Source organism: Enterobacter sp. 301B, assembly GCF_003850715.1.
Taxonomy (GTDB): domain Bacteria; phylum Pseudomonadota; class Gammaproteobacteria; order Enterobacterales; family Enterobacteriaceae; genus Enterobacter; species Enterobacter intestinihominis.
Genome location: NZ_PQTC01000018.1, coordinates 49837 through 74263, shown reverse-complemented (window position 1 = coordinate 74263; position 24427 = coordinate 49837). Strand labels below are relative to the sequence as shown.

General features: G+C 54.5%; 21 protein-coding genes. 11 read left to right on the top strand and 10 right to left on the bottom strand.

Annotated elements, in window-relative coordinates; translation table 11 throughout:
• Positions 1-4 precede the first annotated feature (4 nt).
• The 3 genes from ssuD to ssuE are packed head-to-tail and all read right to left on the bottom strand — an operon-like array spanning position 5 to position 2677.
• Positions 5-1150 carry an FMNH2-dependent alkanesulfonate monooxygenase gene (ssuD, locus tag C3451_RS18455; RefSeq protein WP_038415787.1) on the bottom strand — a complete coding sequence of 382 codons (1146 nt, stop codon included), beginning with the start codon at positions 1148-1150 and terminating at the stop codon, positions 5-7.
• A complete protein-coding gene (locus C3451_RS18450) occupies positions 1147-2109 on the bottom strand; it encodes a sulfonate ABC transporter substrate-binding protein (protein ID WP_022647646.1) in 963 nt (320 codons plus the stop codon). The genes ssuD and C3451_RS18450 overlap by 4 nt, the downstream gene beginning before the upstream one ends.
• The gene (ssuE, locus tag C3451_RS18445) at positions 2102-2677 is read right to left on the bottom strand and encodes an NADPH-dependent FMN reductase (RefSeq protein WP_124304370.1); all 576 of its coding nucleotides are present in this window, start codon (positions 2675-2677) and stop codon (positions 2102-2104) included. Before ssuE ends, C3451_RS18450 begins: the two co-directional genes overlap by 8 nt.
• Before the next feature lie 249 nt (positions 2678-2926).
• Here ssuE and pyrD point away from each other — a divergent pair, with 249 nt between their 5' ends.
• Together pyrD and zapC are read left to right on the top strand one after the other, a co-directional pair.
• On the top strand, positions 2927-3937 hold the full coding sequence (gene pyrD, locus C3451_RS18440) for a quinone-dependent dihydroorotate dehydrogenase (protein ID WP_023299739.1): 1011 nt from the start codon (positions 2927-2929) through the stop codon (positions 3935-3937).
• 166 nt (positions 3938-4103) lie between these two features.
• Positions 4104-4646: a cell division protein ZapC gene (gene zapC / locus C3451_RS18435; RefSeq protein ID WP_023299740.1), complete on the top strand. Its 543-nt coding sequence runs from the start codon at positions 4104-4106 to the stop codon at positions 4644-4646.
• On the opposite strand, the gene C3451_RS18430 is transcribed toward zapC, so the two are convergent.
• The gene (locus tag C3451_RS18430; RefSeq protein ID WP_022647649.1) at positions 4643-5752 is read right to left on the bottom strand and encodes a YcbX family protein; all 1110 of its coding nucleotides are present in this window, start codon (positions 5750-5752) and stop codon (positions 4643-4645) included. The genes zapC and C3451_RS18430 overlap by 4 nt on opposite strands.
• Positions 5753-5850: 98 nt before the next feature.
• Here C3451_RS18430 and rlmKL point away from each other — a divergent pair, with 98 nt between their 5' ends.
• The 6 genes from rlmKL to rmf all read left to right on the top strand — a co-directional run bounded on the left by rlmKL (position 5851) and on the right by rmf (position 13776).
• The gene (rlmKL, locus tag C3451_RS18425) at positions 5851-7959 is read left to right on the top strand and encodes a bifunctional 23S rRNA (guanine(2069)-N(7))-methyltransferase RlmK/23S rRNA (guanine(2445)-N(2))-methyltransferase RlmL (protein ID WP_032622253.1); all 2109 of its coding nucleotides are present in this window, start codon (positions 5851-5853) and stop codon (positions 7957-7959) included.
• A 12-nt stretch (positions 7960-7971) separates the two neighbouring features.
• On the top strand, positions 7972-9879 hold the full coding sequence (locus C3451_RS18420; RefSeq protein WP_022647651.1) for an ABC transporter ATP-binding protein: 1908 nt from the start codon (positions 7972-7974) through the stop codon (positions 9877-9879).
• Positions 9880-9892: 13 nt separating this feature from the next.
• Entirely contained in the window at positions 9893-11146 is a 1254-nt protein-coding gene (gene pqiA, locus C3451_RS18415) for a membrane integrity-associated transporter subunit PqiA (protein WP_022647652.1), read from the top strand.
• 4 nt (positions 11147-11150) lie between these two features.
• On the top strand, positions 11151-12791 hold the full coding sequence (gene pqiB, locus C3451_RS18410; protein WP_022647653.1) for an intermembrane transport protein PqiB: 1641 nt from the start codon (positions 11151-11153) through the stop codon (positions 12789-12791).
• Positions 12788-13354, top strand: coding sequence for a membrane integrity-associated transporter subunit PqiC (pqiC, locus tag C3451_RS18405; RefSeq protein WP_045623336.1), 567 nt, complete (start codon positions 12788-12790; stop codon positions 13352-13354). Before pqiB ends, pqiC begins: the two co-directional genes overlap by 4 nt.
• Before the next feature lie 254 nt (positions 13355-13608).
• On the top strand, positions 13609-13776 hold the full coding sequence (rmf, locus tag C3451_RS18400) for a ribosome modulation factor (RefSeq protein ID WP_003858162.1): 168 nt from the start codon (positions 13609-13611) through the stop codon (positions 13774-13776).
• A gap of 71 nt (positions 13777-13847) precedes the next feature.
• Here rmf and fabA read toward each other — a convergent pair whose 3' ends face one another.
• Complete coding sequence (gene fabA / locus C3451_RS18395) at positions 13848-14366, bottom strand: bifunctional 3-hydroxydecanoyl-ACP dehydratase/trans-2-decenoyl-ACP isomerase (protein ID WP_000227926.1); 519 nt, start codon at positions 14364-14366, stop codon at positions 13848-13850.
• 68 nt (positions 14367-14434) lie between these two features.
• Positions 14435-16195 (bottom strand): Lon protease family protein, encoded by a 1761-nt coding sequence (locus C3451_RS18390; RefSeq protein ID WP_045623334.1) that lies wholly within the window; start codon positions 16193-16195, stop codon positions 14435-14437.
• A 186-nt stretch (positions 16196-16381) separates the two neighbouring features.
• Between C3451_RS18390 and matP the strand changes: the two genes are divergently transcribed.
• Complete coding sequence (gene matP / locus C3451_RS18385) at positions 16382-16834, top strand: macrodomain Ter protein MatP (RefSeq protein ID WP_006809347.1); 453 nt, start codon at positions 16382-16384, stop codon at positions 16832-16834.
• A gap of 65 nt (positions 16835-16899) precedes the next feature.
• Here the strand turns inward: matP and ompA are convergent, their stop codons facing one another.
• On the bottom strand, positions 16900-17952 hold the full coding sequence (ompA, locus tag C3451_RS18380) for a porin OmpA (RefSeq protein WP_017384806.1): 1053 nt from the start codon (positions 17950-17952) through the stop codon (positions 16900-16902).
• 356 nt (positions 17953-18308) lie between these two features.
• Complete coding sequence (gene sulA, locus C3451_RS18375) at positions 18309-18818, bottom strand: SOS-induced cell division inhibitor SulA (protein WP_032610196.1); 510 nt, start codon at positions 18816-18818, stop codon at positions 18309-18311.
• A 217-nt stretch (positions 18819-19035) separates the two neighbouring features.
• Here sulA and C3451_RS18370 point away from each other — a divergent pair, with 217 nt between their 5' ends.
• Positions 19036-19662, top strand: a complete 627-nt coding sequence (locus C3451_RS18370) for a TfoX/Sxy family DNA transformation protein (protein WP_063139298.1) — start codon at positions 19036-19038, stop codon at positions 19660-19662.
• On the opposite strand, the gene yccS is transcribed toward C3451_RS18370, so the two are convergent.
• Complete coding sequence (gene yccS, locus C3451_RS18365) at positions 19619-21781, bottom strand: YccS family putative transporter (protein ID WP_023299744.1); 2163 nt, start codon at positions 21779-21781, stop codon at positions 19619-19621. The genes C3451_RS18370 and yccS overlap by 44 nt on opposite strands.
• A gap of 18 nt (positions 21782-21799) precedes the next feature.
• Positions 21800-22246 (bottom strand): YccF domain-containing protein, encoded by a 447-nt coding sequence (locus C3451_RS18360; protein WP_022647660.1) that lies wholly within the window; start codon positions 22244-22246, stop codon positions 21800-21802.
• A 122-nt stretch (positions 22247-22368) separates the two neighbouring features.
• On the opposite strand from C3451_RS18360, the gene helD reads away from it, so the two are divergent.
• Positions 22369-24423 carry a DNA helicase IV gene (gene helD / locus C3451_RS18355; protein WP_124304369.1) on the top strand — a complete coding sequence of 685 codons (2055 nt, stop codon included), beginning with the start codon at positions 22369-22371 and terminating at the stop codon, positions 24421-24423.
• The last annotated feature ends 4 nt before the right edge of the window (positions 24424-24427 follow it).

Here is a 24427-nt window from a genome sequence, read left to right as displayed (position 1 = left end):
CTCCTTAACTTTGCGCGACTTTTCTCGGGATAAACGCATTCGCCACGGCTTCGCCCTGCAACTGAAGCTGACGTGGCTGCGGAATTTCCGGGATAGCGACATCCAGGTGCGGGAAGAGCAGTTCACCCACCTTGTAGGCCTCCTCCAGATGCGGGTAGCCAGACAGGATAAAGCTGTCGATCCCCAGCGCCGCGTATTCATTAATGCGTGCCGCTACGGTTGGACCGTCGCCGACCAGCGCCGTACCGGCGCCGCCGCGCACCAGACCCACCCCGGCCCACAGGTTCGGGCTGATCTCAAGATTTTCACGCTTGCCGTTGTGCAGGGAGGCCATTCGGTGTTGGCCCACTGAGTCGGTTTTGGCAAACGCCGCCTGTGCTTTGGCGATAGTGTCGTCGTCCAGATGAGCGATCAGACGGTCGGCGGCTTGCCAGGCCTCGTCGTTGGTTTCGCGTACGATCACGTGCAGGCGAATGCCGAAGCGCACCGTACGGCCATGTTCTGCGGCTTTGGCGCGTACCTGAGCAACTTTCTCTTTAACCAGCTCCGGTGGCTCGCCCCAGGTCAGATAGAGATCGACCTGCTCAGCCGCCAGCTCCTGCGCCACGTCCGACGATCCGCCGAAATAAAGGGGAGGGCGCGGCTGTTGTACCGGCGGGAAGTAGAGTTGCGCATCGCGAACGTGAATATGTTTTCCTTCGAAGGTGACGGTTTCCCCTTCCAGCAGACGTCGCCAGACGCGGGTGAACTCTGCGGAGGCTTCATAGCGCTCGGTATGATCGAGAAAAACGCCATCGCCCGCCAGCTCCTGCGGATCGCTGCCCGTCACCAGGTTGAACAGCGCGCGGCCGTTGGAGAGCCTGTCCAGCGTTGCCGCCTGGCGTGCCGCGACGGTGGGCGACACCACGCTTGGGCGCAAGGCTACCAGGAATTTCAGGCGCTGGGTGACGGGGATCATCGACGCGGCAACCAGCCACGCGTCCTCACATGAACGGCCCGTCGGGATCAGCACCCCGGTAAAACCGATGCGGTCTGCCGCCTGGGCGATCTGCTGTAGATAGCCGTGATCGACCGGGCGGGCGCCTTCTTCTGTGCCAAGATAGTGTCCATCACCGTGGGTGGGTAAAAACCAGAAAAGATTCAGACTCATGATTTTTTTCCTTCAATGCCAGCGGGTTGCCAGATGCGTTCGCGAATATTCACCTGCTTTGGAACCAGGCGGTTTTGATAAAAGAGGTCTGCCGTTTGCTGCTGGAGGGCGGCAACGTGGGCGTCAACCGGCGCTATGGTGGTGGGAGGACGGTGGTCAAGATAGGTGGCGATCACCGGTTCAGGCAGGCCCATGGTTTTTGCCAGTAGCGTGATGCTCTGCTGACGCTGGCTTTGGGTCAGCGCATCGGCCTGAGAGAAGGTATCCAGCACCTGCTGAATAAATGCGCCATTTTTTTCAGCGTAAGGACGTGCCGCCAGGTAGAACGAACCGGTTTGTTTCAGGGTGGTGCCGTCTTTCAGCACCCGCACACCGCCCTGCAACAGTGCGGCGGAGTAGTACGGATCCCAGATAGCCCAGGCATCAACATTTTTTTGCTGAAACGCCGCGCGCGCATCGGCAGGCGTCAGGTAAACGGGCTGGATATCGGTGAATTTAAGGCCGGCCTCCTGCAACGCGCGCAGCAGCAGGTTGTGCGAGCTGGAACCTTTCTGGAAAGCAACCTTATGGCCTTTGAGATCGGCGACGCTTTTGATCTCGCTGTTTTCCGGCACCAAAATAACCTCTGCCTTCGGCTTGGCGGGTTCAACGCCAACGTAAACCAGATCCGCCCCGGCCGCCTGGGCAAAGATCGGCGGGATATCGCCGGTGCTGCCTAAATCAATACTCCCGACGTTCAGCGCCTCCAGCATCTGCGGTCCGGCAGGGAACTCGACCCATGAGAATTTGGTCTGCGGGAAACGTTTCTCCAGCAACGCATGGCTTTTCGCCAGCACCATGCTGACGCTGCCTTTCTGATAACCGATACGCAGGCTCTCCGGCGTTTTCTCCGCCGCCTGAGCCAGCGATGCCACTGCCAGCAGACCTGCCAGCCCGATACGGGTAACTGTTTTAAACATGCGCCACTCCTTGTGATTGATGAAATGCCGCCGCGTGGCGATCCCGACGATTAAGGGCGTGCCAGAAGGTTTCAAGCGCGCTGTCGAGGCGGGTTTGCAGATTCGGCGTGAAATGCGGTTTATGCTGGTAGTCGATTACCTGTGAGTCGTCAGCGAAGACGCCATGCAGGATCTCCTGCGCTTTCAGCGCGTTCAGAACCGGCTTGAGGGCATAATCCACCGCCAGTAAATGGGCTACCGTACCGCCTGTGGCCAGCGGCCGGACGACCTTACCGTCCAGCGCGCGTTCGGGCAGCAGATCGAGCAGCGTTTTCAGTGCACCGGAAAAAGAGGCTTTATAAATTGGTGTCGCGACGACCAACCCGTCAGCACGCTTAAGTTGTTCGATCAGGGTTTTCAGCGCCGGGCTGTCGAAACGGGCGTAGAGCAGATCTTCAGGCGCGAAATTGTGCAAATTCCAGTGACACACTTCGACATCCAGAGCATTAAGCTTTTCGCGAGCGTATTCCAGCAGTGCGCTGGATCGAGAGGGGAAGCGGGGGCTTCCGGCCAGGGTAATGACGCGCATGGTTGCTCCTTATAACTAATTGTTTGCTTTTATCTAACATTCATAACAATTTTCAGGAGTGTGACATTGCGTGGTTATTCCACTAAATGATTTATCCTCAGGATGAATGCAGAAAAACACATAAGAAGCGAACCGATTAGTAAACGATTGCGTTTTACATGGCTTTTTTTGCCACAGGTCAATTCCCTTTCCGGGCGGGATCGCACATAATCCCCTCCCGGTTTGCACACCGGGAATCCAGGAGAGTTCATGTACTACCCCTTCGTTCGTAAAGCCCTTTTCCAGCTCGATCCTGAGCGCGCTCATGAATTTACATTTCAGCAGTTACGTCGTATTACAGGAACGCCTCTGGCCGCGCTGGTGCGTCAAAACGTGCCGGAAAAACCTGTCCAATGCATGGGCCTGACGTTCAAAAATCCACTGGGCCTTGCGGCCGGTCTGGACAAAAATGGCGAATGCATTGATGCACTCGGCGCGATGGGCTTTGGCTCGATCGAAATCGGGACAGTGACGCCGCGTCCGCAGCCGGGAAATGACAAGCCACGTCTGTTCCGCCTGGTTGAAGCCGAGGGGCTGATCAACCGCATGGGCTTTAATAACCTTGGCGTCGATCATCTGGTTGAGAACGTTAAGAAAGCCCATTTTGATGGTGTGCTGGGTATTAATATTGGCAAAAATAAAGACACGCCCGTCGAGCAGGGTAAAGATGACTATCTGATTTGTATGGAAAAAGTCTATGCCTATGCCGGTTATATCGCGGTGAATATATCCTCGCCTAACACCCCAGGGCTGCGTTCATTACAATATGGCGAAGCGCTCGACGATCTTCTTGGCGCCATTAAAAATAAACAAACGGCACTACAGGCGATCCACCATAAATATGTTCCGGTCGCGGTTAAGATCGCCCCGGATCTTTCGGCAGAAGAATTGATCCAGGTTGCCGACAGTTTAGTTCGCCATAATATTGATGGTGTGATTGCGACCAATACAACGCTCGATCGCTCCCTCGTCCAGGGAATGAAAAACTGTGACGAAGCGGGTGGATTAAGTGGCCGTCCGGTACAATTAAAAAGCACCGAAATTATTCGCGCACTCTCCGCGGAATTAAAAGGCCAGCTGCCGATTATTGGCGTGGGTGGCATTGACTCCGTCATCGCTGCACGTGAGAAGATGGCGGCAGGGGCTTCATTGGTGCAAATTTATTCCGGCTTTATTTTTAAAGGGCCGCCATTGATTAAAGAAATTGTCACGCATATCTAATCTTTTCTCTTAATCAGACAACCAGGGCTTTATTTCCAGCCCTGGTTGTTTTATATTCCGTCATTGTTGCTTATTTAGACATTATAGTCTTTTATTACTAGTGTTATAAGCGAAGCGGCAAACAGGACATTTTTAGTACAGGACGTTTTGGGGACGGGAGAGAAACATGCGAATTAAACCTGACGATAACTGGCGCTGGTATTTTTGTGACGAGCATGACCGTATGATGCTCGACTTAGCCAATGGCATGTTGTTTCGCTCTCGTTTTGCGCGCCGAATGTTAACGCCAGACGCGTTTGCTCCCTCAGGCTTTTGCGTTGACGACGCTGCACTCTATTTCTCTTTTGAAGAAAAATGCCGCGACTTCAATCTCTCCAAAGAACAGCGCGCTGAACTGGTACTAAATGCGCTGGTGGCGATCCGTTTCCTGAAACCACAAATGCCGAAAAGCTGGCATTTCCTCGCGCACGGTATGAGCTGGACCCCGGCTATCGGCGATGCGGCCAGCGTCAATCTGAGCGATACCGAAGAAGAGGTGAATCTGCTGGTGGTTGAACCCGGTGAAAACGCTGCGCTCTGTTTGCTGGCCCAACCCGGCGTGACCATTGCCGGGCGAGTCATGCAGTTAGGTGATGCCATCAAAGTGATGAATGACAGGCTGAAGCCTCAGCTGCGCGTCGATTCCTTCAGCCTCGAACAGGCGGTTTAAGCTTCCAGCTGTACGGATGTTTTCGGTACACAGCTACAGCACAGGATCGTGCCGTCACTGCCAATCGCAGATTTCTTCAGGGCACTCACTTCACCATCGACCAGTTTAATGCGACAGCATCCGCAAATCCCCGCGCGACAGGAATAAGGTACGCGGATACCCGCCTGCTCCAGCTGTTCCAGTAGCACCTGCTGATTGTTACCACGAATAACTTTGCCTTCCCAGTGAATATCCACCGCGGAAGCGACGTTGGTGACAACGTCAACCATTTCTTCTTCCTGGCCTGCGCCGTACACTCTTGCAGGGCCGCGGGTAAGAATTTCGACCTCGTCGCCCACGCGGATTACGCCGCTGGAGCGGGGGATCAGGTTCTGGCCGAAGTCGACATCACCGTTATCCTGCGCGGTACGAAATGATTGCAAGGTTTTCAGAGGTTCGCCGGAAGGGTGTTTCTGGCCTTTCTCCGGGCTGACGGTGGTAAAAATACAGCGGCTGCACGGCTTCACGACATCAAAGATAACGCTGCCGATGCGGATCACTTTCCAGGTATCTTCATCCCAGGCATCCGCTCCGGTCACCACCAGATTCGGGCGAAACTGCTCCATCTGCACGCTGGCTTTGCAACGGGTTTGTAAATCACGCAGCGAGGCCTCGCTGGTCAGCAGGAAGGGAAAACCATCCGCAAAGGAGAGGGGAACCGCGTCGTGGCGTTTCACGCGACGAGTCAGCGCAGGCCCAACCCAGCGCAGCTGAACGTCACGTGAGAAAAAGCCGCTCAGCCACTGGTTAATGTTATCCGGCGCGATACGCGCGGTAAAATGATTGCCCCACACTTCCGTTGGCGCTTCAACCGGCGCAAAATCAGCAAAGCGGATCACGACGCTTGAACCGTCTGGCGCGGTCAAATGCAATCCGTCATGAAGCGGGGAAGGCGTAAAGCGAACCATCTGCGGGAACTGACGTGCGGTGATGAACGTACCGTCAGGCTCGGTGATCATAAAAATACGATCGAAGGCGAATCCGCTCATATCGGCCAGCGCGTGCGTCACGCCGATACCACGCATGGATTTCACCGGATGAATAAAAAGCCTGGATAACGTCGCCACTGCACACTCCCGCTAAATAAAATAAGCCTTCAACTTTATGACATACACGCCATATTAGCTATAATGCGCGACAATTTTCTATGAGTAAAAGTGACGATATGAATTCTCTGTTTGCCAGTACGGCCCGTGGGCTGGAAGAGCTGTTAAAAACTGAACTGGAAACCCTGGGCGCGAAAGAGTGCCAGGTGGTTCAGGGTGGTGTCCATTTTGAGGGCGACACGCGGCTTATTTACCAGAGCCTGATGTGGAGCCGTCTGGCGTCGCGCATCATGCTGCCGATGAAAGAGTGCAAGGTCTACAGCGATCTTGATCTCTACACCGGTGTACAGATGATCGACTGGACAGAGATCTTCACCCCGGACGCTACCTTTGCGGTGCATTTCAACGGCGTCAACGATGAGATCCGCAACAGCCAGTACGGTGCCCTGCGCGTCAAAGACGCCATTGTGGACTGCTTCACGCGTCGTAATAGAGAACGTCCGAACGTTGATCGTGAAAACCCGGATCTGCGTATCAACGTCTGGCTGAACGGCGACACTGCCAGTATTTCCCTGGATCTGAGCGGCGCAGGCCTGCATCTGCGCGGCTATCGCGATCGCACTGGCATGGCCCCAATCAAAGAGACACTGGCCGCCGCTATCGTGATGCGCTCCGGCTGGCAGCCGGGTACGCCGCTGCTCGATCCAATGTGCGGTTCCGGTACGCTGCTGATCGAAGCCGCGATGCTGGCCACCGACCGCGCGCCAGGGCTGCATCGTGGACAGTGGGGCTTCAAAGGCTGGGCGCAGCACGATGAAGCCCTCTGGAAAGAGGTCAAAGACGACGCGCAGACCCGTGCCCGTAAAGGGCTGGCGGAGTACACCTCTCACTTTTACGGTTCGGACAACGACCCACGGGTGATTGAACGCGCGCGCAGCAACGCCCGTCGAGCCGGTATCGGTGAGCTGGTGACCTTCGACGTCAAAGATGTGGCGAACCTGACCAATCCGCTGCCAAAAGGCCCGTACGGTACGGTGATCAGCAACCCGCCGTATGGTGAGCGTCTTGGCAGCGAGCCAGCGCTGATTGCGCTACACAGCCTGCTGGGCCGCAACATGAAAGCGCATTTCGGCGGCTGGAACCTCTCCCTGTTTAGCGCCTCGCCGGAGCTGCTGAGCTGCCTGCAATTACGTGCCGATCGCCAGTTCAAGGCGAAAAACGGCCCGCTGGACTGCGTGCAGAAAAACTACCATCTGGCAGAGATAGCAGCGGACAGCAAACCGTCTGGCGTGGCGGAAGATTATGCCAACCGTCTGCGCAAAAACCTGAAGAAATTTGAGAAGTGGGCGAAGCAGGAAGGCATCGAATGTTATCGCCTTTACGACGCTGACCTGCCGGAATACAACGTGGCGGTTGACCGCTATGCAGACTGGGTGGTGGTTCAGGAATACGCCCCGCCGAAAACCATTGATGCGCAAAAAGCGCGTCAGCGTATGCTGGATGTGATTGCGGCCACCATCGCCGTACTCGGCATTTCGCCAAACAAGCTGGTGCTGAAAACCCGTGAGCGTCAGAAAGGCAAAAACCAGTATCAGAAGATGGGCGAGAAGGGCGACTTCATCGAAGTGGGCGAATATAATGCGCGCCTGTGGGTTAACCTGACCGATTACCTTGATACCGGTCTGTTCCTCGATCACCGCATCGCCCGCCGCATGCTGGGACAGATGAGCAAGGGCAAAGACTTCCTGAACCTGTTCTCCTATACCGGCAGCGCCAGCGTTCATGCAGGGCTTGGTGGGGCGCGTAGTACCACCACGGTCGATATGTCCCGTACTTATCTGGAGTGGGCAGAGCGCAACCTGCGTCTTAACGGCTTAACCGGTCGTCAGCATCGCCTGTTACAGGCCGACGTGCTGGGCTGGCTGCGCGATACCGACGAGCAGTTTGATCTGATCTTTATCGATCCGCCGACCTTCTCTAACTCCAAGCGTATGGAGGATAGCTTTGACGTTCAACGCGATCACCTGCGCCTGATGACCGACCTGAAGCGTCTGCTGCGTAAAGGCGGCACCATTATGTTCTCGAATAACAAGCGCGGATTCCGCATGGATCACGACGGCCTGGCCGAACTGGGACTTAAAGCACAAGAAATCAGCCAAAAAACGCTGTCTCAGGACTTTGCCCGTAACCGTCAAATCCACAACTGCTGGCTGATCTCCGCGGTCTGAAAGGAAAAATAAATGTCTTTAATTAGTATGCACGGCGCGTGGCTCTCTTTCAGCGACTCACCGCTTCTCGATAATGCAGAGCTGCATATCGAAGATAACGAGCGCGTCTGTCTGGTCGGCCGTAACGGCGCAGGTAAATCGACGCTGATGAAAATCCTCAACCGTGAGCAGGGGCTGGACGACGGCCGTATTGTTTACGAGCAGGATCTGGTCGTCTCTCGTCTGCAACAGGATCCGCCGCGTAACGTTACCGGCAGCGTGTACGATTTTGTGGCTGAAGGAATTTCAGAGCAGGCGGAATACCTCAAGCGCTACCACGAGATTTCGCATCTGGTCATGACCGACCCGAGCGACAAAAATCTCAACGAGCTGGCAAAAGTGCAGGAGATGCTCGATCACCACGGCCTGTGGCAGCTGGAAAACCGCATTAACGAAGTGCTGGCTCAGCTTGGCCTGGAAGCGGATATGGAGCTGTCGGCGCTCTCCGGCGGCTGGCTGCGTAAAGCCGCGCTGGGCCGTGCCCTGGTGAGCGGGCCCAGGGTACTGCTGCTGGACGAACCAACGAACCACCTGGATATCGAAGCGATTGACTGGCTGGAAGGGTTCCTGAAAACTTTCAATGGCACCATTATCTTCATCTCCCACGACCGTTCGTTCATCCGCAACATGGCCACGCGCATTGTCGACCTCGACCGCGGCAAGCTGGTGACCTATCCGGGCGATTACGATACCTATCTGCTGGAGAAAGAAGAGAACCTGCGCGTGGAAGAGCTGCAAAACGCCGAGTTCGACCGCAAGCTGGCGCAGGAAGAGGTATGGATCCGTCAGGGCATCAAGGCGCGTCGTACCCGTAATGAAGGCCGCGTTCGCGCCCTGAAGGCGATGCGCCGCGAACGTAGCGAACGCCGTGAAGTCATGGGTAGCGCCAAAATGCAGGTGGAAGAGGCGTCCCGCTCGGGCAAGATTGTCTTCGAAATGGAGAACGTGAATTATTCGGTTGACGGCAAAGTGCTGGTGAACGATTTCTCCGCACAGGTTCAGCGTGGCGACAAAATTGCGCTTATTGGTCCAAACGGCTGCGGCAAAACCACGCTGTTGAAACTGATGCTGGGCCAGTTGCAGGCAGACAGCGGTCGTATTCACTGTGGTACCAAGCTGGAAGTAGCGTACTTTGACCAGCATCGCGCAGAGCTGGATCCGGACCGTACGGTGATGGACAACCTCGCAGAGGGTAAACAGGAGGTGATGGTTAACGGCAAGCCGCGTCACGTGCTGGGCTACCTTCAGGACTTCCTGTTCCACCCAAAACGCGCCCTGACGCCTGTGCGCGCGCTGTCCGGCGGTGAGCGTAACCGTCTTTTACTGGCGCGCCTGTTCCTGAAACCCAGTAACTTACTGATTCTCGATGAACCGACGAACGATCTGGATGTCGAAACGCTGGAACTGCTGGAAGAGTTGATTGATGGCTATCAGGGAACCGTGATGCTGGTCAGCCACGATCGTCAATTTGTCGATAACACCGTGACCGAGTGCTGGATCTTCGAAGGCGAAGGACGCATCGGTCAATATGTGGGCGGCTATCATGACGCGCGTGGACAGCAATCGCAGTCGCTGGCGCAAAAACAGGCGAAGACCAAAAATGTCGCTGAACCTGTTGTTGTGAAAGCAGAAACTGTCAAAAAGTCTCCTGCTAAAATGAGCTATAACTTGCAGCGCGAGCTGGAAGGGCTGCCGCAGCGTCTGGAAGAGCTGGAAGCGGCACTGGAAGCACTGCAAATTCAGGTCGCTGATGCGTCATTCTTTACGCAGCCTCACGACTATACTCAGAAAGTATTGGCTGAACTCTCCCAGGCCGAGCAGGCGCTGGAAGAGGCATTTGAGCGCTGGGAGTACCTTGAGTCTCTGAAAAACGGCGCATAAACAGGGATAATCTATGTGTGACCAGCACCATGCCGATCGGCATATTTTATGCTCGCAATGCGATATGCTCGTGGCGTTGCCAGAGCTTGGTCACGGACATAAGGCTGCCTGCCCGCGCTGCGGAGCTACGCTGACGACCGAGTGGGACGCGCCAAGGCAGCGTCCTACGGCTTACGCGCTGGCAGCCCTGTTCATGTTACTGCTCTCCAATCTCTTCCCTTTCATCTCTATGAAAGTGGGTGGGATGGTAAGCCAGGTGGAGTTACTGGAAATTCCAGGCGTGATGTTCTCGGAAGATTACGCCAGCCTTGGCACCTTCTTTCTTCTGTTCGTGCAGATAGTCCCGGCTTTTTGCCTGGTCGTCATTCTGCTACTGGTCAATCGCGTCAGGATGCCCACCGCCCTTAAAATCAAACTCGCGCGGATCCTGTTCCAGCTGAAAAGCTGGGGGATGGCGGAAATTTTTCTGGCGGGTATCCTGGTCAGCTTCGTGAAGCTGATGGCCTACGGCGATGTGGGGATTGGCAGTAGCTTTATTCCGTGGTGTCTGTATTGCGTGCTGCAACTGCGCGCTTTCCAGTGCGTGGACCGACGCTGGACCTGGGACGATATTGCCCCGGCACCGACGCTCTCGCAGACGGTAAAGGTGGGCGTACCGGGTATCCGTCAGGGGCTGCGCTCCTGCTCCTGCTGCACCGCCGTGCTGCCCGCGGATGTCGAGGTGTGTCCCCGCTGTGAAACAAAAGGTCACGTCCGACGCAAAAATAGCCTGCAATGGACCATGGCGCTGCTGGTGACCTCTGTCATGCTTTATCTGCCCGCCAATATTTTGCCGATCATGATCACTGATCTGCTCGGCGACAGAATGCCCTCGACCATCCTTGCCGGGGTGATTTTGCTGTGGAGCGAAGGGTCATACCCTGTTGCAGGCGTCATATTTCTCGCCAGCATTATGGTTCCGACCTTAAAGATGATTGCCATTGCCTGGCTTTGCTGGGATGCAAAAGGGCACGGTAAGCGTGACAGTGAGCGCATGCATCTGATTTATGAGGTCGTGGAATTTGTTGGCCGCTGGTCGATGATTGACGTGTTCGTGATTGCGGTTCTCTCAGCGCTGGTGCGTATGGGTGGGCTGATGAGTATTTATCCCGCTATGGGAGCGCTGATGTTTGCTTTGGTCGTCATTATGACCATGTTTGCGGCCATGACCTTCGACCCTCGTTTATCGTGGGATCGTGAGCCCGATTCAAGCCATGAGGAAGAGTAAGAGCATGGAAAATAAGAGTGGAGAGGCTAAAGTGCAGAAGGTCAGAAACTGGTCGCCGGTGTGGATTTTCCCCATCGTGACCGCGCTGATCGGTGCATGGATCCTGTTTTATCATTACAGCCATCAGGGACCGGAAGTCACGCTAATTACCACCAATGCAGAGGGAATTGAGGGCGGAAAAACCACCATCAAGAGCCGCAGCGTGGATGTGGGTGTCGTGGAAAGCGCGACCCTGACGGATGATTTAACCCATGTTGAAATTAAGGCCCGCCTGAATGCTGGCATGGAAAAACTGCTCCATGAAGATTCCGTTTTTTGGGTGGTGAAACCGCAGGTCGGAAGAGAAGGGATCAGCGGCTTAGGGACGCTATTGTCAGGGGCTTACATTGAACTCCAGCCCGGCAATAAAGGCGCCCAGCCAGCAAACTATCAGTTGCTGGATTCACCGCCGCTTGCGCCACCGGATGCAAAAGGGATCCGCGTCATTCTGGACAGCAAAAAAGCGGGCCAGCTCTCGCCGGGCGATCCGGTGCTGTTCCGTGGGTATCGTGTCGGTTCGGTTGAAACGAGCACCTTCGATCCGCAAAAACGGACCATCAGCTATCAGCTATTTATCAATGCGCCTAATGACCGACTGGTGACCAGTAACGTTCGTTTCTGGAAAGACAGTGGGATCGCTGTGGATCTCACCTCTGCGGGGATGCGCGTTGAGATGGGTTCACTCACCACGCTGTTTGGTGGGGGCGTCAGTTTTGACGTGCCGGAAGGTATAGATCTGGGACAACCGGTGGCGGAAAAAACCGCCTTCAGATTGTTTGACGATCAAAAAAGCATTCAGGATGCGCTCTATACCGATCACATCGATTATCTGATGTTCTTTAAGGACTCTGTACGCGGCTTGCAGCCAGGAGCGCCAGTTGAGTTCCGCGGTATTCGTCTGGGTACAGTGGGGCAAGTGCCTTACTTTGTTCCGGGACTCAAGCAAATGCTTGATGATGATTATCGTATTCCGGTGCTGATACGCATTGAGCCTGAGCGTTTAATTAACCAGATTGGTGAGGATCAGGATATTGGGGAGCATATCAGCGACCTGATGAATCGCGGTCTGCGTGGCTCGCTGAAAACCGGCAATCTGGTGACAGGGGCGTTGTATGTCGATATGGACTTCTATCCAAAAGCGCCACCTATGACGGGAGTCCGTGAATTTGGCGGCTACAAAATCATTCCTACGGTCAGCAGTGGCCTGGCGCAGATCCAACAGCGTCTGATGGAAACGCTGGATAAGATCAACAATCTGCCGCTGAATCCAATGCTTGAGGCTGCGACGGGATCACTGCATCAGAGCCAGGCGACGATGCAACGTCTGCAAACCACCCTGGATAATATCAACAAGATCACGGCCAACCAGTCCATGCAGCAGCTGCCGCAGGATATGCAGAAAACGTTGCGTGAACTGAATCGCAGTATGCAGGGCTTCCAGCCGGGCTCAGCGGCCTACAACAAGATGGTGGCGGATATGCAACGTCTTGATCAGGTTTTACGCGAGCTACAGCCCGTTCTGAAAACGCTCAATGAAAAGAGCAACGCGCTGGTGTTTGAAGCGAAAGATAAAAAGGATCCTGAGCCTAAGAGGGCGAAACAATGAAAAAATGGCTAATCATCGCAGGCGCACTGGTATTAACGGCCTGTAGCTCTGGAAACGATAACAAAAGCTACTACCAGCTGCCGTTAAGCGCGCAGTCGGGGGCGCAGAGCAGCGCCTCGCAGGGCAGCCGTCTGCTGTGGGTTGAGCAGGTTGCCGTGCCAGATTACCTGGCGGGCAACGGGGTGGTCTACCAGACCAGCGATGTGCAGTATGTAATCGCCAACAATAACCTGTGGGCCAGCCCGCTGGATCAGCAGCTACGCAATACGCTGGTGGCGAATCTGAGCAGCCAGCTCCCCGGTTGGGTCGTTGCCTCGCAGCCTCTGGGAAGCGATCAGGACACTCTGAATGTTAACGTGACGGGATTCCATGGCCGCTATGATGGTGCCGTTGTTATCAGCGGGGAGTGGCTGCTGAATCACCAGGGTCAGCTGATTAAGCGTCCTTTCCATCTTGAACTCAAGCAGCAGAAAGATGGCTATGACGAAATGGTGAAAGTACTTGCGCAGGGATGGGCACAGGAGTCGGCTACTATAGCAAGAGAGATTTCCCGCCTGCCATAAGTAAAATTCATCGACGAAAGCCGCACTCAGCTTCTTGCTGATTGCGGCTTTTTTTTCGTTTTACGTTCAGGTTGTTACTTGTCCCGCATCACACTTTTTGTACAAACGATCTTCCATGTAGCTCACAAATATGACACCCGTATGAATTTTGAACGTTGACGCTGACGCAGATTCGGGGTATTCGTTAACTGTGCTTGCACATATTGCAACCACTGTTTTCTTTCCACCAGACAAAAGAATGAGGGAAACGAGGCATGAAGAGACAGAAACGAGATCGCCTGGAAAGGGCTCATCAACGTGGTTATCAGGCTGGCATCGCCGGACGTTCTAAAGAAATGTGTCCCTATCAGGCCCTGAATCAAAGGTCCCAATGGCTAGGGGGCTGGCGAGAAGCCATCGGAGACAGGGCAGTACTTGCTTGATACCGTCTCTTTAAAAAGAAACCTCCGCAATGCGGAGGTTTCGCCTTTCTGGAAGGGGCTAAAAGCTGTTATCAGAAAGCGGAGGTATCCTGGAACAGACCCACTTTCAGGTCGTTCGCGGTATAGATCAGACGACCATCAACCAGCACTTCACCGTCCGCCAGGCCCATAATCAGACGGCGGTTAACGATGCGTTTGAAATGGATACGGTAGGTGACTTTCTTCGCGGTAGGCAGAACCTGACCGGTGAATTTCACTTCGCCTACGCCCAGCGCACGGCCTTTGCCTTCACCGCCAAGCCAGCCCAGATAGAAGCCAACCAACTGCCACATGGCATCGAGGCCCAGGCAGCCAGGCATTACCGGATCGCCAATAAAGTGGCAACCGAAGAACCACAGGTCCGGGTTGATATCGAGTTCTGCTTCTACGTAACCCTTATCAAAGTTGCCGCCGGTTTCGGTCATTTTCACGACACGGTCCATCATCAGCATATTTGGGGCTGGTAACTGCGGGCCTTTCGCGCCAAACAGTTCACCGCGACCAGAGGCAAGAAGGTCTTCTTTAGTATAGGATTCGCGTTTATCTACCATGTTCTCAGTAAGCCTTATTTTAGTGAAGGACGCAGGATAGCTAACACGTGTACGCTGAACAAGTCCGATCAGTTCGCACTAAACCAACTTAACCAGCGTAACGGCCACGGATAACGATGACGAGCATCCTGCTGTGTCGCCTGAGCTATACGTTCCTGAATGGTCTGCATCAGGGTTGTCTGGCCTTCGCCGTCCCAGACCAGGTTTGTCAGTAAGGGTAGTGCATCCTCAACCCCTTCGATGGCCCAGACGGTGAATTGTTCCTGCTCTACCGCATCCAGAATCGCCTGGCTCAGGCTCAAATGGCGAGCGTTAGGTGCCGGAATTATCACGCCCTGTTTGCCGTTTAAACCGCGCTGCTGGCAGATTGCGAAGAAGCCTTCGATTTTCTCATTCAGTCCGCCCACCGGTTGGGCACGGCCAAACTGATCCACGGACCCGGTAATCGCAATATTCTGGTTAATCGGCACGTCTGCAAGCGCGCTGATCACGGCGCACAGCTCCGCCATTGAGGCGCTGTCGCCGTCGACTTCACTGTAGGACTGCTCAAAGGTCAACGAGGCAGAGAAGGGGAGCTGCTGCTCGAGCTGAAGTTCAGACATCAGGAATGCCTGCATGATCATCATGCCTTTGGCATGAATGTTTCCGCCCAGTTCGGCCTTGCGTTCGATATCGGTAAATTCGCCGTCACCAATGTGTACGACACAGCTGATACGGGAAGGCTCACCAAAGGCGCGTGGGTGCCCGGGGAACTCGATGACGGACAAGGCATTGATTTGCCCGATACGTTCGCCTTCGGTCTCCACCAGAATCTGTTCAAGCAGAATTTCATCCTGCATACGGTCAGCAAGATAGCCTTCGCGCCATTCACGCTGGGCCAGCATCTGGCTCAGTTGCTCACCGTTGAACGTACCGTTGCCGCTGATAACGCCCACTTCACGCAGCTGTTTGCCGATCCAGAGCGGACAGAGCGGCAGGGTTTCCTGATCGCCGGTGTAGCGTACGGCCTCTCGGATTAAGCCCGGCCACGCATCCTCGGCAGGTGAGGGCAGCGCGAAACGTTCCGCCACGGCCATAACCCACTGACACCACTGCGCCATGTCATCGGCATCTGCAATCTGAATATTGTCTTCAAATTCGCTGTAAACCGCCTGCTCCGCGAGTTCTGGCTCCATTTCCTGGAAGTCAGCCAGGGATTCACGGTCACCCGTCAGCACGACGGTCAGCGACAGCGGCATAGACGGAATGGAAACAGGCAGAGGACGTGACTCGTCGAAGCCTACCCAGTCAAAACGTTGCTGCGTCACCACCGTTTTCAGGCGCATCCACAGCAGCGGCTGCGCAAGCAGTGTGCGAAGGGAGATGAGCAATACGCCGCCATTTGCGCGGTGTACCAGCCCGGGTTGCAGTGAAACATCGCCATTGAACTGACGAAGGCAGCCGAACAACTGTTCTGCTTCCACCCAGTTGGCGGTGATCACCTCGCCTTTTGCAGCGAACAATCCATCTGCCTGCGTGGCAGGTTCGAATGTCACGTCGCGACCGGCAATATGATACTGACCACCAAAAACGGCATTCGTTTTTGGCTGCAACTGGCGCATGGCATCACCGAGAAGCGTCAGATACTCGGCTTCTTCCGGGGCTTTGAGCAGCATGAAAGGAGATGTAGCCCATGGGGATGACATCTGCTCCAGCGCGTAATGCAAACGCGGTTGTGTCTCGCTAAGTATGAATTTGTGTTCTTTTGTGAGGTCTGGCTGTGCAAACAGCTCCTGATAGCTCTCGGTATCCGGAACCAGGTCACGCCATGCAAGTTTCGTAATGGTCAAAGTTGATGTTTTTTAGTCAGAAGTAAAACCGTGGAGTATACCGTAAGCGGCGCACTCTGCCCAATCAGGATTAGGGTTTTCGTCATGCGGATCGCCTGCGACGTTTCACAGGATATGATTTCTTTTCAGCAGATTGCCAAAAAACTGATATTCTGAACAGAGTTACACGGTAACACTGAGATCGCAATGAAATATCAACAACTGGAAAACCTCGAAAGCGGCTGGAAATGGAAGTACCTGGTCAAAAAGCACCGTGAAGGGGAGCTGATCACCTGCTACATCGAAGCCAGCGCGGCACAAGAAGCTGTGGATATGTTGCTGACCCTCGAAAACGAACCGGTACAGGTCAACGGCTGGATCGAGAAACACATTAATCCGGCCTTGTTAAACCGGATGAAGCAAACTATCCGAGCTCGTCGTAAACGGCATTTCAATGCCGAGCATCAGCACACCCGTAAGAAATCCATCGACCTGGAATTCATGGTCTGGCAGCGTCTGGCCGGGCTTGCGCAACGGCGCGGGAAAACCCTGTCGGAAACGGTGGTGCAGCTGATTGAAGATGCCGAGCACAAAGAGAAGTATGCCAGCCAGATGTCGACGTTGAAAAACGATCTACAGGCACTGTTAGGTAAAAAATAAGCTTTTTAATTTTCTTCAGATAATAAAAAACCCCGCATGGCGGGGTTTTTTTATAAGACGATAACTTATGCCGCAGGCTGAGTTACAACGTCTTTGATACCTTTAACTTCGATCTCTACGCGACGATCTGGTGCCAGGCAGTCGATCAGTGCAGCGCGTGGTTTCACGTTGTCACAGGTAGAACCGGTAACTGGGTTAGATTCGCCCATACCACGTGGGGAGATCTTGTTAGCTGGGATACCTTTAGATACCAGGTAATCAACTACAGACTGAGCACGTTTCTCAGACAGACCCTGGTTGTAAGCGTCAGAACCGATACGGTCGGTGAAGCCCAGAACCACTACAGAACCGTCTTTAGGATCCAGGTTGCTCAGCTGGGTGTACAGCTGATCCAGTGCCTGCTGACCTTCTGGTTTCAGGGTAGCTTTGTTGAAGTTGAACAGAACGTCAGACTTCAGAGTGAAGTGCTTGGTCTGTACTTCTGGCGCTGGAGCCGGAGCTGGAGCTACGACTGGCGCATCTTCCTGCTGACCGAAACGGTAAGAAACACCAACGCTCAGCATGCCGTTGTCTGGACGAACACCAACGGTAGCACCGTCACCGATGTTGTTAACCCACTGGTATTCCAGACGGGTAGCGATGTCACGGGTCATTGCCCACTCAACGCCACCAGCGAATACTGGGGAAACACCAGTGTCGTGGTCGTCACCAGCGATGCTGTTGCTGGAGTCTGCACGCCATACCATGCCGCCCAGACGGGTGTACACGTCCAGATCGTCAGTTACTGGGTAACCCAGTTTAGCGGTCAGCTGTACGCCTTGAGCTTTGAAAGCGCCATTTACTTTGTCGCCTTTGTAAGGCATACGACCTAACCAGTCGTAACCCATTTCAAAGCCAACATACGGGTTAACCTGATAGCCACCGAACGCACCTGCACCCAGCTGGCTCTCGTGAGTAGGGCCATCGTTGTTCAGGCTGCTGTTGTACCAACCGGTGTCATGGAACTGAGACCAGCCCAGTTTACCACCTGCATACCAGGTATTATCTTTCGGAGCGGCCTGCGCTACGGTAGCGAAGCCAGCCAGTGCCACTGCAATCGCGATAGCTGTCTTTTTCATTTTTTGCGCCTCGTTATCATCCAAAATTTGCCATGAATATCTCCATCGGAGGAATCACGGTTAAATCCTTCACCGGGGGGCGTGGTCAAATATAAACCTACCGATATCTTCGGCTTAGGCCGAGCACCCCTGGCGATGTAAAGTCTACAACGTAGCTGAAAACTTACAAGTGTGAAGTCCGTCAGGCATATGAAAAAAAAAGTTCCGTATACCTAATATTTAACAATTTTTGAACGAATTTTGTGCAGTAAAATTAACGAGAACCGCGTCAGACAAGCCTTGCCGCAGTTTTGGCGCGTTGAACTTTTTTTGCATACTGCGGTCGAAAAAAATTCCAGGAAAACTCTTAAAATGACTCAATGGTACACATTTGAGTGAATTTTTAGCCCGGGATGTTGTCCTCTGCGATAGGAATCTCCACGAACTGGCCGCATGATGAAACCCATCGCGTTACCTTCTTCAGCCGCTTCAGTCAGACGCAAATGTTCCTCTTGCGACAGATCCTCAGGCAACCACCCAATCACGACGCTATAGTTCCCGGTACGTAATGCCCGGACCATCGACTCGACCGTATCGCAAGGGGAGAGTTGATTAATCTGCATCACCTTCGCTAACGGCAGCCCAGCCGACTGAACCCATTCGCGACTTAATTTTTGCTGTGGCGTCAGCCAGAGCTGCCAGCGAGACTGTTGCCCGAGCTGCTGCAAAAGCGGCAGGAGTAAGAGTTGTGTCAACAGCGGCTGGTCTTCACGGTAAACCACTTCACTGATAAGCCCTGTCGATTCACGCCCGATAGAATTCTGCGCAGCATTGCCTGCGGCAGAAGTAGAAGGTGTTAAGTGATTTGCATAGCCTGAAGTGTACATATTCATTCCAGCCCTGTAGTTACTGTATGGATATACAGTAACCCCTGTATGCATAAAGATCAACCTCATTTTCGGAAAGCGACTCGCAAATTTCATCGATTCCTGGTGAACCTGAAAAAATCATCTTGCCCAACGGCAATAAGTTGCCTATTTTCCTGCTAACGGATCCGTTAGTAAGAAATATCGTGGTTACTGTATGATTTTTAATGGAATTATCATGAAAAAGATATCTTATGAACGGATTTATCAATCTCAAGAATACCTCTCTCCGCTGGGTGAAATTCATCATCGCGCCCTGTTTGGCGGTTATACCCTGGCCGTGGATGAAGCGGTATTCGCGATGGTGTCTGACGGTGAGCTTTACCTTCGCGCCTGTGAGCAAAGTGCAAAATACTGTGTAAAAAACGCCTCTTCTTTTCTGACCCTGATGAAACGAGGACGTCCTGTGCTGCTTAATTACTACCGTGTGGATGAAGGTCTGTGGCAAAACAGGGAAAAACTGCTTCAGCTCTCCTCGTTTGCGCTCGATGCCGCCAGGAAAGAGCGCTACCAGCGCCATCAGCGTAACCGGCTTAAAGATCTGCCGAACCTGACCTTTCAGATTGAGGTCCTGCTTCTGGAGGCGGGCATTACTAATGAAGAGACGCTACGACAGTTGGGGGCGAAGACGAGCTGGCTGAAAATGCGCTCTAAGAATAAAGCGCTGAGTATCCGGGTATTGTTCGCGCTTGAAGGCGCGATTGAAGGATTACATGAAGCGGCACTCCCGGCGGATATTCGCCGGGAGCTTACGGAGTGGTTTAATGCGCTGCCTGAGTCGCAGGGCCATCATTCCGCCAGGTAGCGATCTGCTGTCGCAGCCGACAAATTTCCGGCAGCAAAGCGATAAGCAGGCCAATTTGCTGAAGGACCAGTGGAGCTTTGTTGTCGGTGCCTGGATCAAGGTGTGCGATACGTTGCACCAGTTCATCCAGTGCCTGGTGAACCCGTGGCTCATCCGCAGGTTGATGATGAAGCGCATCATCAACGTAGCAAACGGCATCGTCCAGCAGTGCCAGGATGCCCGGATTCGTCAGTTTCTCTCGGTGGGCGCCAAGGGTAGAGATATAGCTGGTGAACGTGTGGTTCAGACACAGCAGGCGGAAGGCTGTCTCCCGGATTTCTGCCGTGGCGCGCGGCTCAGTTGACATATTCGAGACAACGGAAGCCAGCTCTGCATCAGTGTTATGCGCATCGCGACGGGCAATCCGATAGGCCAGACGGTTATCGCGACCCTGATGGTATTGCTCAAGTATGGCGTCCAGATAGCGGCAGTTGGCGTTCATTGCTCTGTCGGACACGCGCGGTAAATTTCGGAAACGCCAGTCCGGCCAGATAAAGCTCACCGCCGCCCAGGCGATGGCGCAGCCGATAAGCGTGTCGATCACACGGGGGAGGGCCACTTCAAAGCCTTCACCCAGCAGATTGAAGCAGAGCAGAACCAGCAGCGTGATGAACATCGTGGCGTGGGCATACTGCACATTGCGGAAGGCGAAGAACAGTACCCCGGTAATCACAATCAGGATCAGTTGCCCTTCTACTGAGGGTACAAAATAGAGCACCGGCAGCCCGATGGCGACCCCGACTAACGTCCCGACAATACGCAGCGCGAGTCGATGGCGGGTAGCGTTATAGTTCGGCTGGCAGACGAACAGGCTGGTCAGCAGGATCCAGTAGCCGTGGTGCAATCCTGTTATCTGGATAAACGCGTAGCCAACGCACAGTACCAACGACATCCTTACCGCATGGCGAAAGAGGGCGGATTCCGGCGTAAAATGACGGCTCAGGCGCAGCCATATATCGCTGAAACCGTTGAGACTGTCGTCGGCAAGCTGGTTGTCAGCGTCATTGCCCGGCATCGCCATCGCCTGTTCAGACTCAATGGTGGCGAGCTGAGCATCGATGGCTCTCAGGTTGTTGAGCAGGAATCCCAGGGCTTTGAACTGTTCCGGCGAAGTTCCACTGGCCTGAACGCGATCGAGCGCCGCATCCAGGTGGCTGAATGCGCGTTCAAAGCGAGGATCGTGCTGATAGGGCGTGCGCAGCAGTATTGAGCGCGCAAGTTGCTGGCAGGCCTGAGACTGCATCGACAGCAGACGCTGGAAACGGAACATCACGTCGCTGTAGCGGAATTTCTCGCGCAGATCAGCGTACTGTACATGCGAGGAGCTGGCGCGCTCGTGAATATCCTGGGCAACAAAGTAGTAGTGCAGGGTGCGCCGGGTACCGCGCTGACCGCGATCGCCGCGCAGACGGGTGAGCAGAGACGCTTTGGTCTGATTCAGCGTGGCGACCAGTTGGCCATTTGCCAGCGCCAGATCGTACAGGGGCGCCTGGCTGTCCTCTTCGATATCCGGATCAAACAGCCGGGATTTCAGCTCCAGATAGTGGGCCAGCTGTTCGTAACTGCGGGCAATGTTGTCCTGTAAGGCACGAACCGGAAAAATAAGATGCCCGGTTAAGGTCAGCAGGTTATACCAGATAGCGCCCAATAGCAGCAGGACCGGTTGCTGATACCACTGATCGTAAAGAGAGACGCCCAGCATGGTGTAAATGGCAATCAGCAGGGCGCCAAACGCGATAGTGGCGTAGCGTTGCCCGAGGCCGCCGAGCAAAATGAAGCCGCTGGTGGACACCGTCAGCCCTAAGGCAAACAGCCAGGGCCACGGGAAAAGCAGCTCAACGGAGGCGGAAGCAATAAAGAAGCAGACCAGCGTGATGACCAGATTACGCAAACGACCGGCCAGGCGGTCGTCGAGATCCGCCAGCGCGCCGGCCACCACCCCAAGCGTGAGGGGGATGGTGAGCTTCACATCATTCAGCCACCACGGCAGAGCGACGGTGCCGCAGAGGGCGATAAATATCCTGACGTTATACAGCCAGTTACTGTTCCATGTATAGCGACGAAGCAGGGGGCTTAGCATGAGAGCGGCCAGTCCTTATTACTGAAAACGACGACGGGCATTGGCTTCACGCGCGGCTTGCGCCACTTCGACCGGAACAACTCGGCGTCCTACCGGCCACAGGGCGATGGTAGCAATTTTGAAATTAGCGAGGCCAACCGGAATGCCAATAATCGTAATGCACTGGGCGATACCGGCGAAGATATGCATCAGACACAGCCACCAGCCAAAGAAGATTAGCCATAAAATATTCAGCAGCGTGCCGCCGGTATTCATCAGGGCATTTTTTCTTTCCGGCTCCAGTTCATCCACGTGCACGGCTTCATTTCCATAAGGAACGAGGGACAGTTTGGTGATTTCCCAGCAGGAGCGCGTCAGCGGAAGGGTGAAGATAAGCACGATGCTCACCAGGGTGGCAAAAAGCCAGGAAAGGGTGGTGGCAAAACCGCCAAGGACAAAATTCAACACATTCAGAACGGTACGCATAAACCCTCATTTCCTTCGATATGATTAACGCCCGGTGATTGTAACGTTTTTTTGGGCTGGAGCACCTTAAAACTGGCAGTTAAACTGTCTGACAAATTATGACCTCGTGGATCCGGCAGGATATGGAACTGAAAGCAACTTCAATGGGCAAACGCCTGGCGCAGCACCCTTACGACAAGGTTGTGCTTCTTAATGCGGGAGTGAAAGTCTCCGGTGAACGCCACGAATACCTTATTCCGTTTAATCAGCTACTGGCCATTCACTGTAAACGAGGGCTGGTATGGGGGGAGCTGGAGTTCGTTTTACCGGCAGAGAAAGTGGTGCGACTCCACGGGACCGAGTGGGCGGAAACCCAACGCTTCCACCATCATCTGAACATGCGCTGGCACCAGTGGAGCCAGGAGATGAGCGTGATTGCCGCACAGGTGCTGCATCAGGTGCTGGACGATATCGCGCTAAGCAATACGCAGCAGAAGTGGCTGACGCGCCAGCAAACCGCCGGGCTTCAGCAAAAAATCACCCAGGCGCTGACGGCATTGCCTTTACCGGTGGCGCGGCTTGAGGAATTTGATAACTGTCGCGATGCGTGGCGGAAGTGTCAGGCCTGGCTTAGCGATATCGAGAAAAGCCGTCTGGCGCATAACCAGGCCTGGACTGAGGCGATGCTTACGCAATATGCCGATTTCTTCAGTACGGTGGAATCATCGCCCCTCAATCCTGCCCAGGCGCGCGCAGTGGTGAATGGCGAGCACTCTTTACTGGTGCTGGCAGGCGCAGGGAGCGGCAAAACGTCGGTTCTGGTGGCGCGCGCGGGCTGGCTTCTGACAACGGGCGAGGCAGTTGCCGACCAGATTTTGCTGCTGGCTTTTGGTCGCAAGGCGGCGCAGGAGATGGATGAGCGCATTCAGGCGCGTTTGCATACCCAGGATATCTCGGCGCGCACGTTCCACTCCCTCGCTTTACACATCATTCAACAGGGCAGCAAAAAAGTCCCTGTTGTCAGCAAGCTGGAGAATGATGCTCAGGCTCGCCAGGCGCTGTTTATCAAGGCATGGCGTCAGCAGTGCAGTGAAAAAAAGGCGCAGGCGAAAGGTTGGCGTCAGTGGCTTGAAGAGGAACTCAACTGGGAGGTGCCGGAGGGCAGCTTCTGGCAGGATGAAAAGCTGGCGCGCCGGCTGGGCTCTCGTCTCGACCGGTGGGTAAGCCTGATGCGCATGCACGGCGGCTCTCAGGCGGAGATGATAGAAAGCGCACCGGAAGCGATCCGCGCCGTGTTTTCTAAGCGGGTAAAGCTAATGGCGCCGATGCTGAAAGCGTGGAAAACCGCGCTGAAAGACGAAAACGCGGTCGATTTTTCCGGGCTAATCCATCAGGCCATTATCATTCTGGAGAAAGGGCGCTTCGTCAGTCCGTGGAAACACATTCTGGTGGATGAGTTTCAGGATATTTCGCCGCAGCGCGCTGCGCTGCTTTCGGCGCTGCGGGCGCAGAATAAACATACGTCGCTGTTTGCCGTGGGCGATGACTGGCAGGCTATCTACCGCTTCAGCGGGGCGCAACTTTCCCTCACAACGGCCTTCCATCACTATTTTGGGGAAGGCGATCGCAGCGATCTGGACACCACCTACCGCTTCAACTCGCGGATTGGTGAAATTGCCAACCGTTTTATTCAGCAGAACCCGCATCAGCTGTCGAAGCCGCTTAACAGCCTGACGTCGGGGGATAAAAAGGCCGTCACGCTGCTGGGGGACGATCAGCTGGAACCGCTGCTGGATAAACTGAGCGGCTATGCGAAACCGGATGAACGGATTCTGGTCCTGGCGCGTTATCACCACCTCAAGCCGACGGCGCTGGAAAAAGCGGCAACGCGCTGGCCAAAACTACAGCTCGATTTTATGACCATGCACGCCAGTAAAGGGCAGCAGGCCGACTACGTAATTGTGGTGGGGCTGAAAGAGGGGAGTGACGGATTCCCGGCACCGGCGCGGGAATCCGTGATGGAAGAGGCGTTATTGCCTGTTCCGGAAGATTTCCCGGATGCAGAGGAGCGGCGTTTACTGTACGTGGCGATAACCCGCGCGCGGCATCGCGTGTGGCTCTTGTTCAACAAAGAGGAGCCGTCGGTGTTTGTCGATATTTTGAAAAGTATTGACGTGCCGGTGGCGAGAAAGCCGTAACGCG

Excerpts from the sequence above, each read along its gene's own strand:
- ssuD (WP_038415787.1), bottom strand. The coding sequence starts at position 1,150 with ATGAGTCTGAATCTTTTCTGGTTTTTACCCACCCACGGTGATGGACAC.
- C3451_RS18450 (WP_022647646.1), bottom strand. The coding sequence starts at position 2,109 with ATGTTTAAAACAGTTACCCGTATCGGGCTGGCAGGTCTGCTGGCAGTG.
- ssuE (WP_124304370.1), bottom strand. The coding sequence starts at position 2,677 with ATGCGCGTCATTACCCTGGCCGGAAGCCCCCGCTTCCCCTCTCGATCC.
- pyrD (WP_023299739.1), top strand. The coding sequence starts at position 2,927 with ATGTACTACCCCTTCGTTCGTAAAGCCCTTTTCCAGCTCGATCCTGAG.
- zapC (WP_023299740.1), top strand. The coding sequence starts at position 4,104 with ATGCGAATTAAACCTGACGATAACTGGCGCTGGTATTTTTGTGACGAG.
- rlmKL (WP_032622253.1), top strand. The coding sequence starts at position 5,851 with ATGAATTCTCTGTTTGCCAGTACGGCCCGTGGGCTGGAAGAGCTGTTA.
- C3451_RS18420 (WP_022647651.1), top strand. The coding sequence starts at position 7,972 with ATGTCTTTAATTAGTATGCACGGCGCGTGGCTCTCTTTCAGCGACTCA.
- pqiA (WP_022647652.1), top strand. The coding sequence starts at position 9,893 with ATGTGTGACCAGCACCATGCCGATCGGCATATTTTATGCTCGCAATGC.
- pqiB (WP_022647653.1), top strand. The coding sequence starts at position 11,151 with ATGGAAAATAAGAGTGGAGAGGCTAAAGTGCAGAAGGTCAGAAACTGG.
- pqiC (WP_045623336.1), top strand. The coding sequence starts at position 12,788 with ATGAAAAAATGGCTAATCATCGCAGGCGCACTGGTATTAACGGCCTGT.
- rmf (WP_003858162.1), top strand. The coding sequence starts at position 13,609 with ATGAAGAGACAGAAACGAGATCGCCTGGAAAGGGCTCATCAACGTGGT.
- fabA (WP_000227926.1), bottom strand. The coding sequence starts at position 14,366 with ATGGTAGATAAACGCGAATCCTATACTAAAGAAGACCTTCTTGCCTCT.
- matP (WP_006809347.1), top strand. The coding sequence starts at position 16,382 with ATGAAATATCAACAACTGGAAAACCTCGAAAGCGGCTGGAAATGGAAG.
- ompA (WP_017384806.1), bottom strand. The coding sequence starts at position 17,952 with ATGAAAAAGACAGCTATCGCGATTGCAGTGGCACTGGCTGGCTTCGCT.
- sulA (WP_032610196.1), bottom strand. The coding sequence starts at position 18,818 with ATGTACACTTCAGGCTATGCAAATCACTTAACACCTTCTACTTCTGCC.
- C3451_RS18370 (WP_063139298.1), top strand. The coding sequence starts at position 19,036 with ATGAAAAAGATATCTTATGAACGGATTTATCAATCTCAAGAATACCTC.
- yccS (WP_023299744.1), bottom strand. The coding sequence starts at position 21,781 with ATGCTAAGCCCCCTGCTTCGTCGCTATACATGGAACAGTAACTGGCTG.
- C3451_RS18360 (WP_022647660.1), bottom strand. The coding sequence starts at position 22,246 with ATGCGTACCGTTCTGAATGTGTTGAATTTTGTCCTTGGCGGTTTTGCC.
- helD (WP_124304369.1), top strand. The coding sequence starts at position 22,369 with ATGGAACTGAAAGCAACTTCAATGGGCAAACGCCTGGCGCAGCACCCT.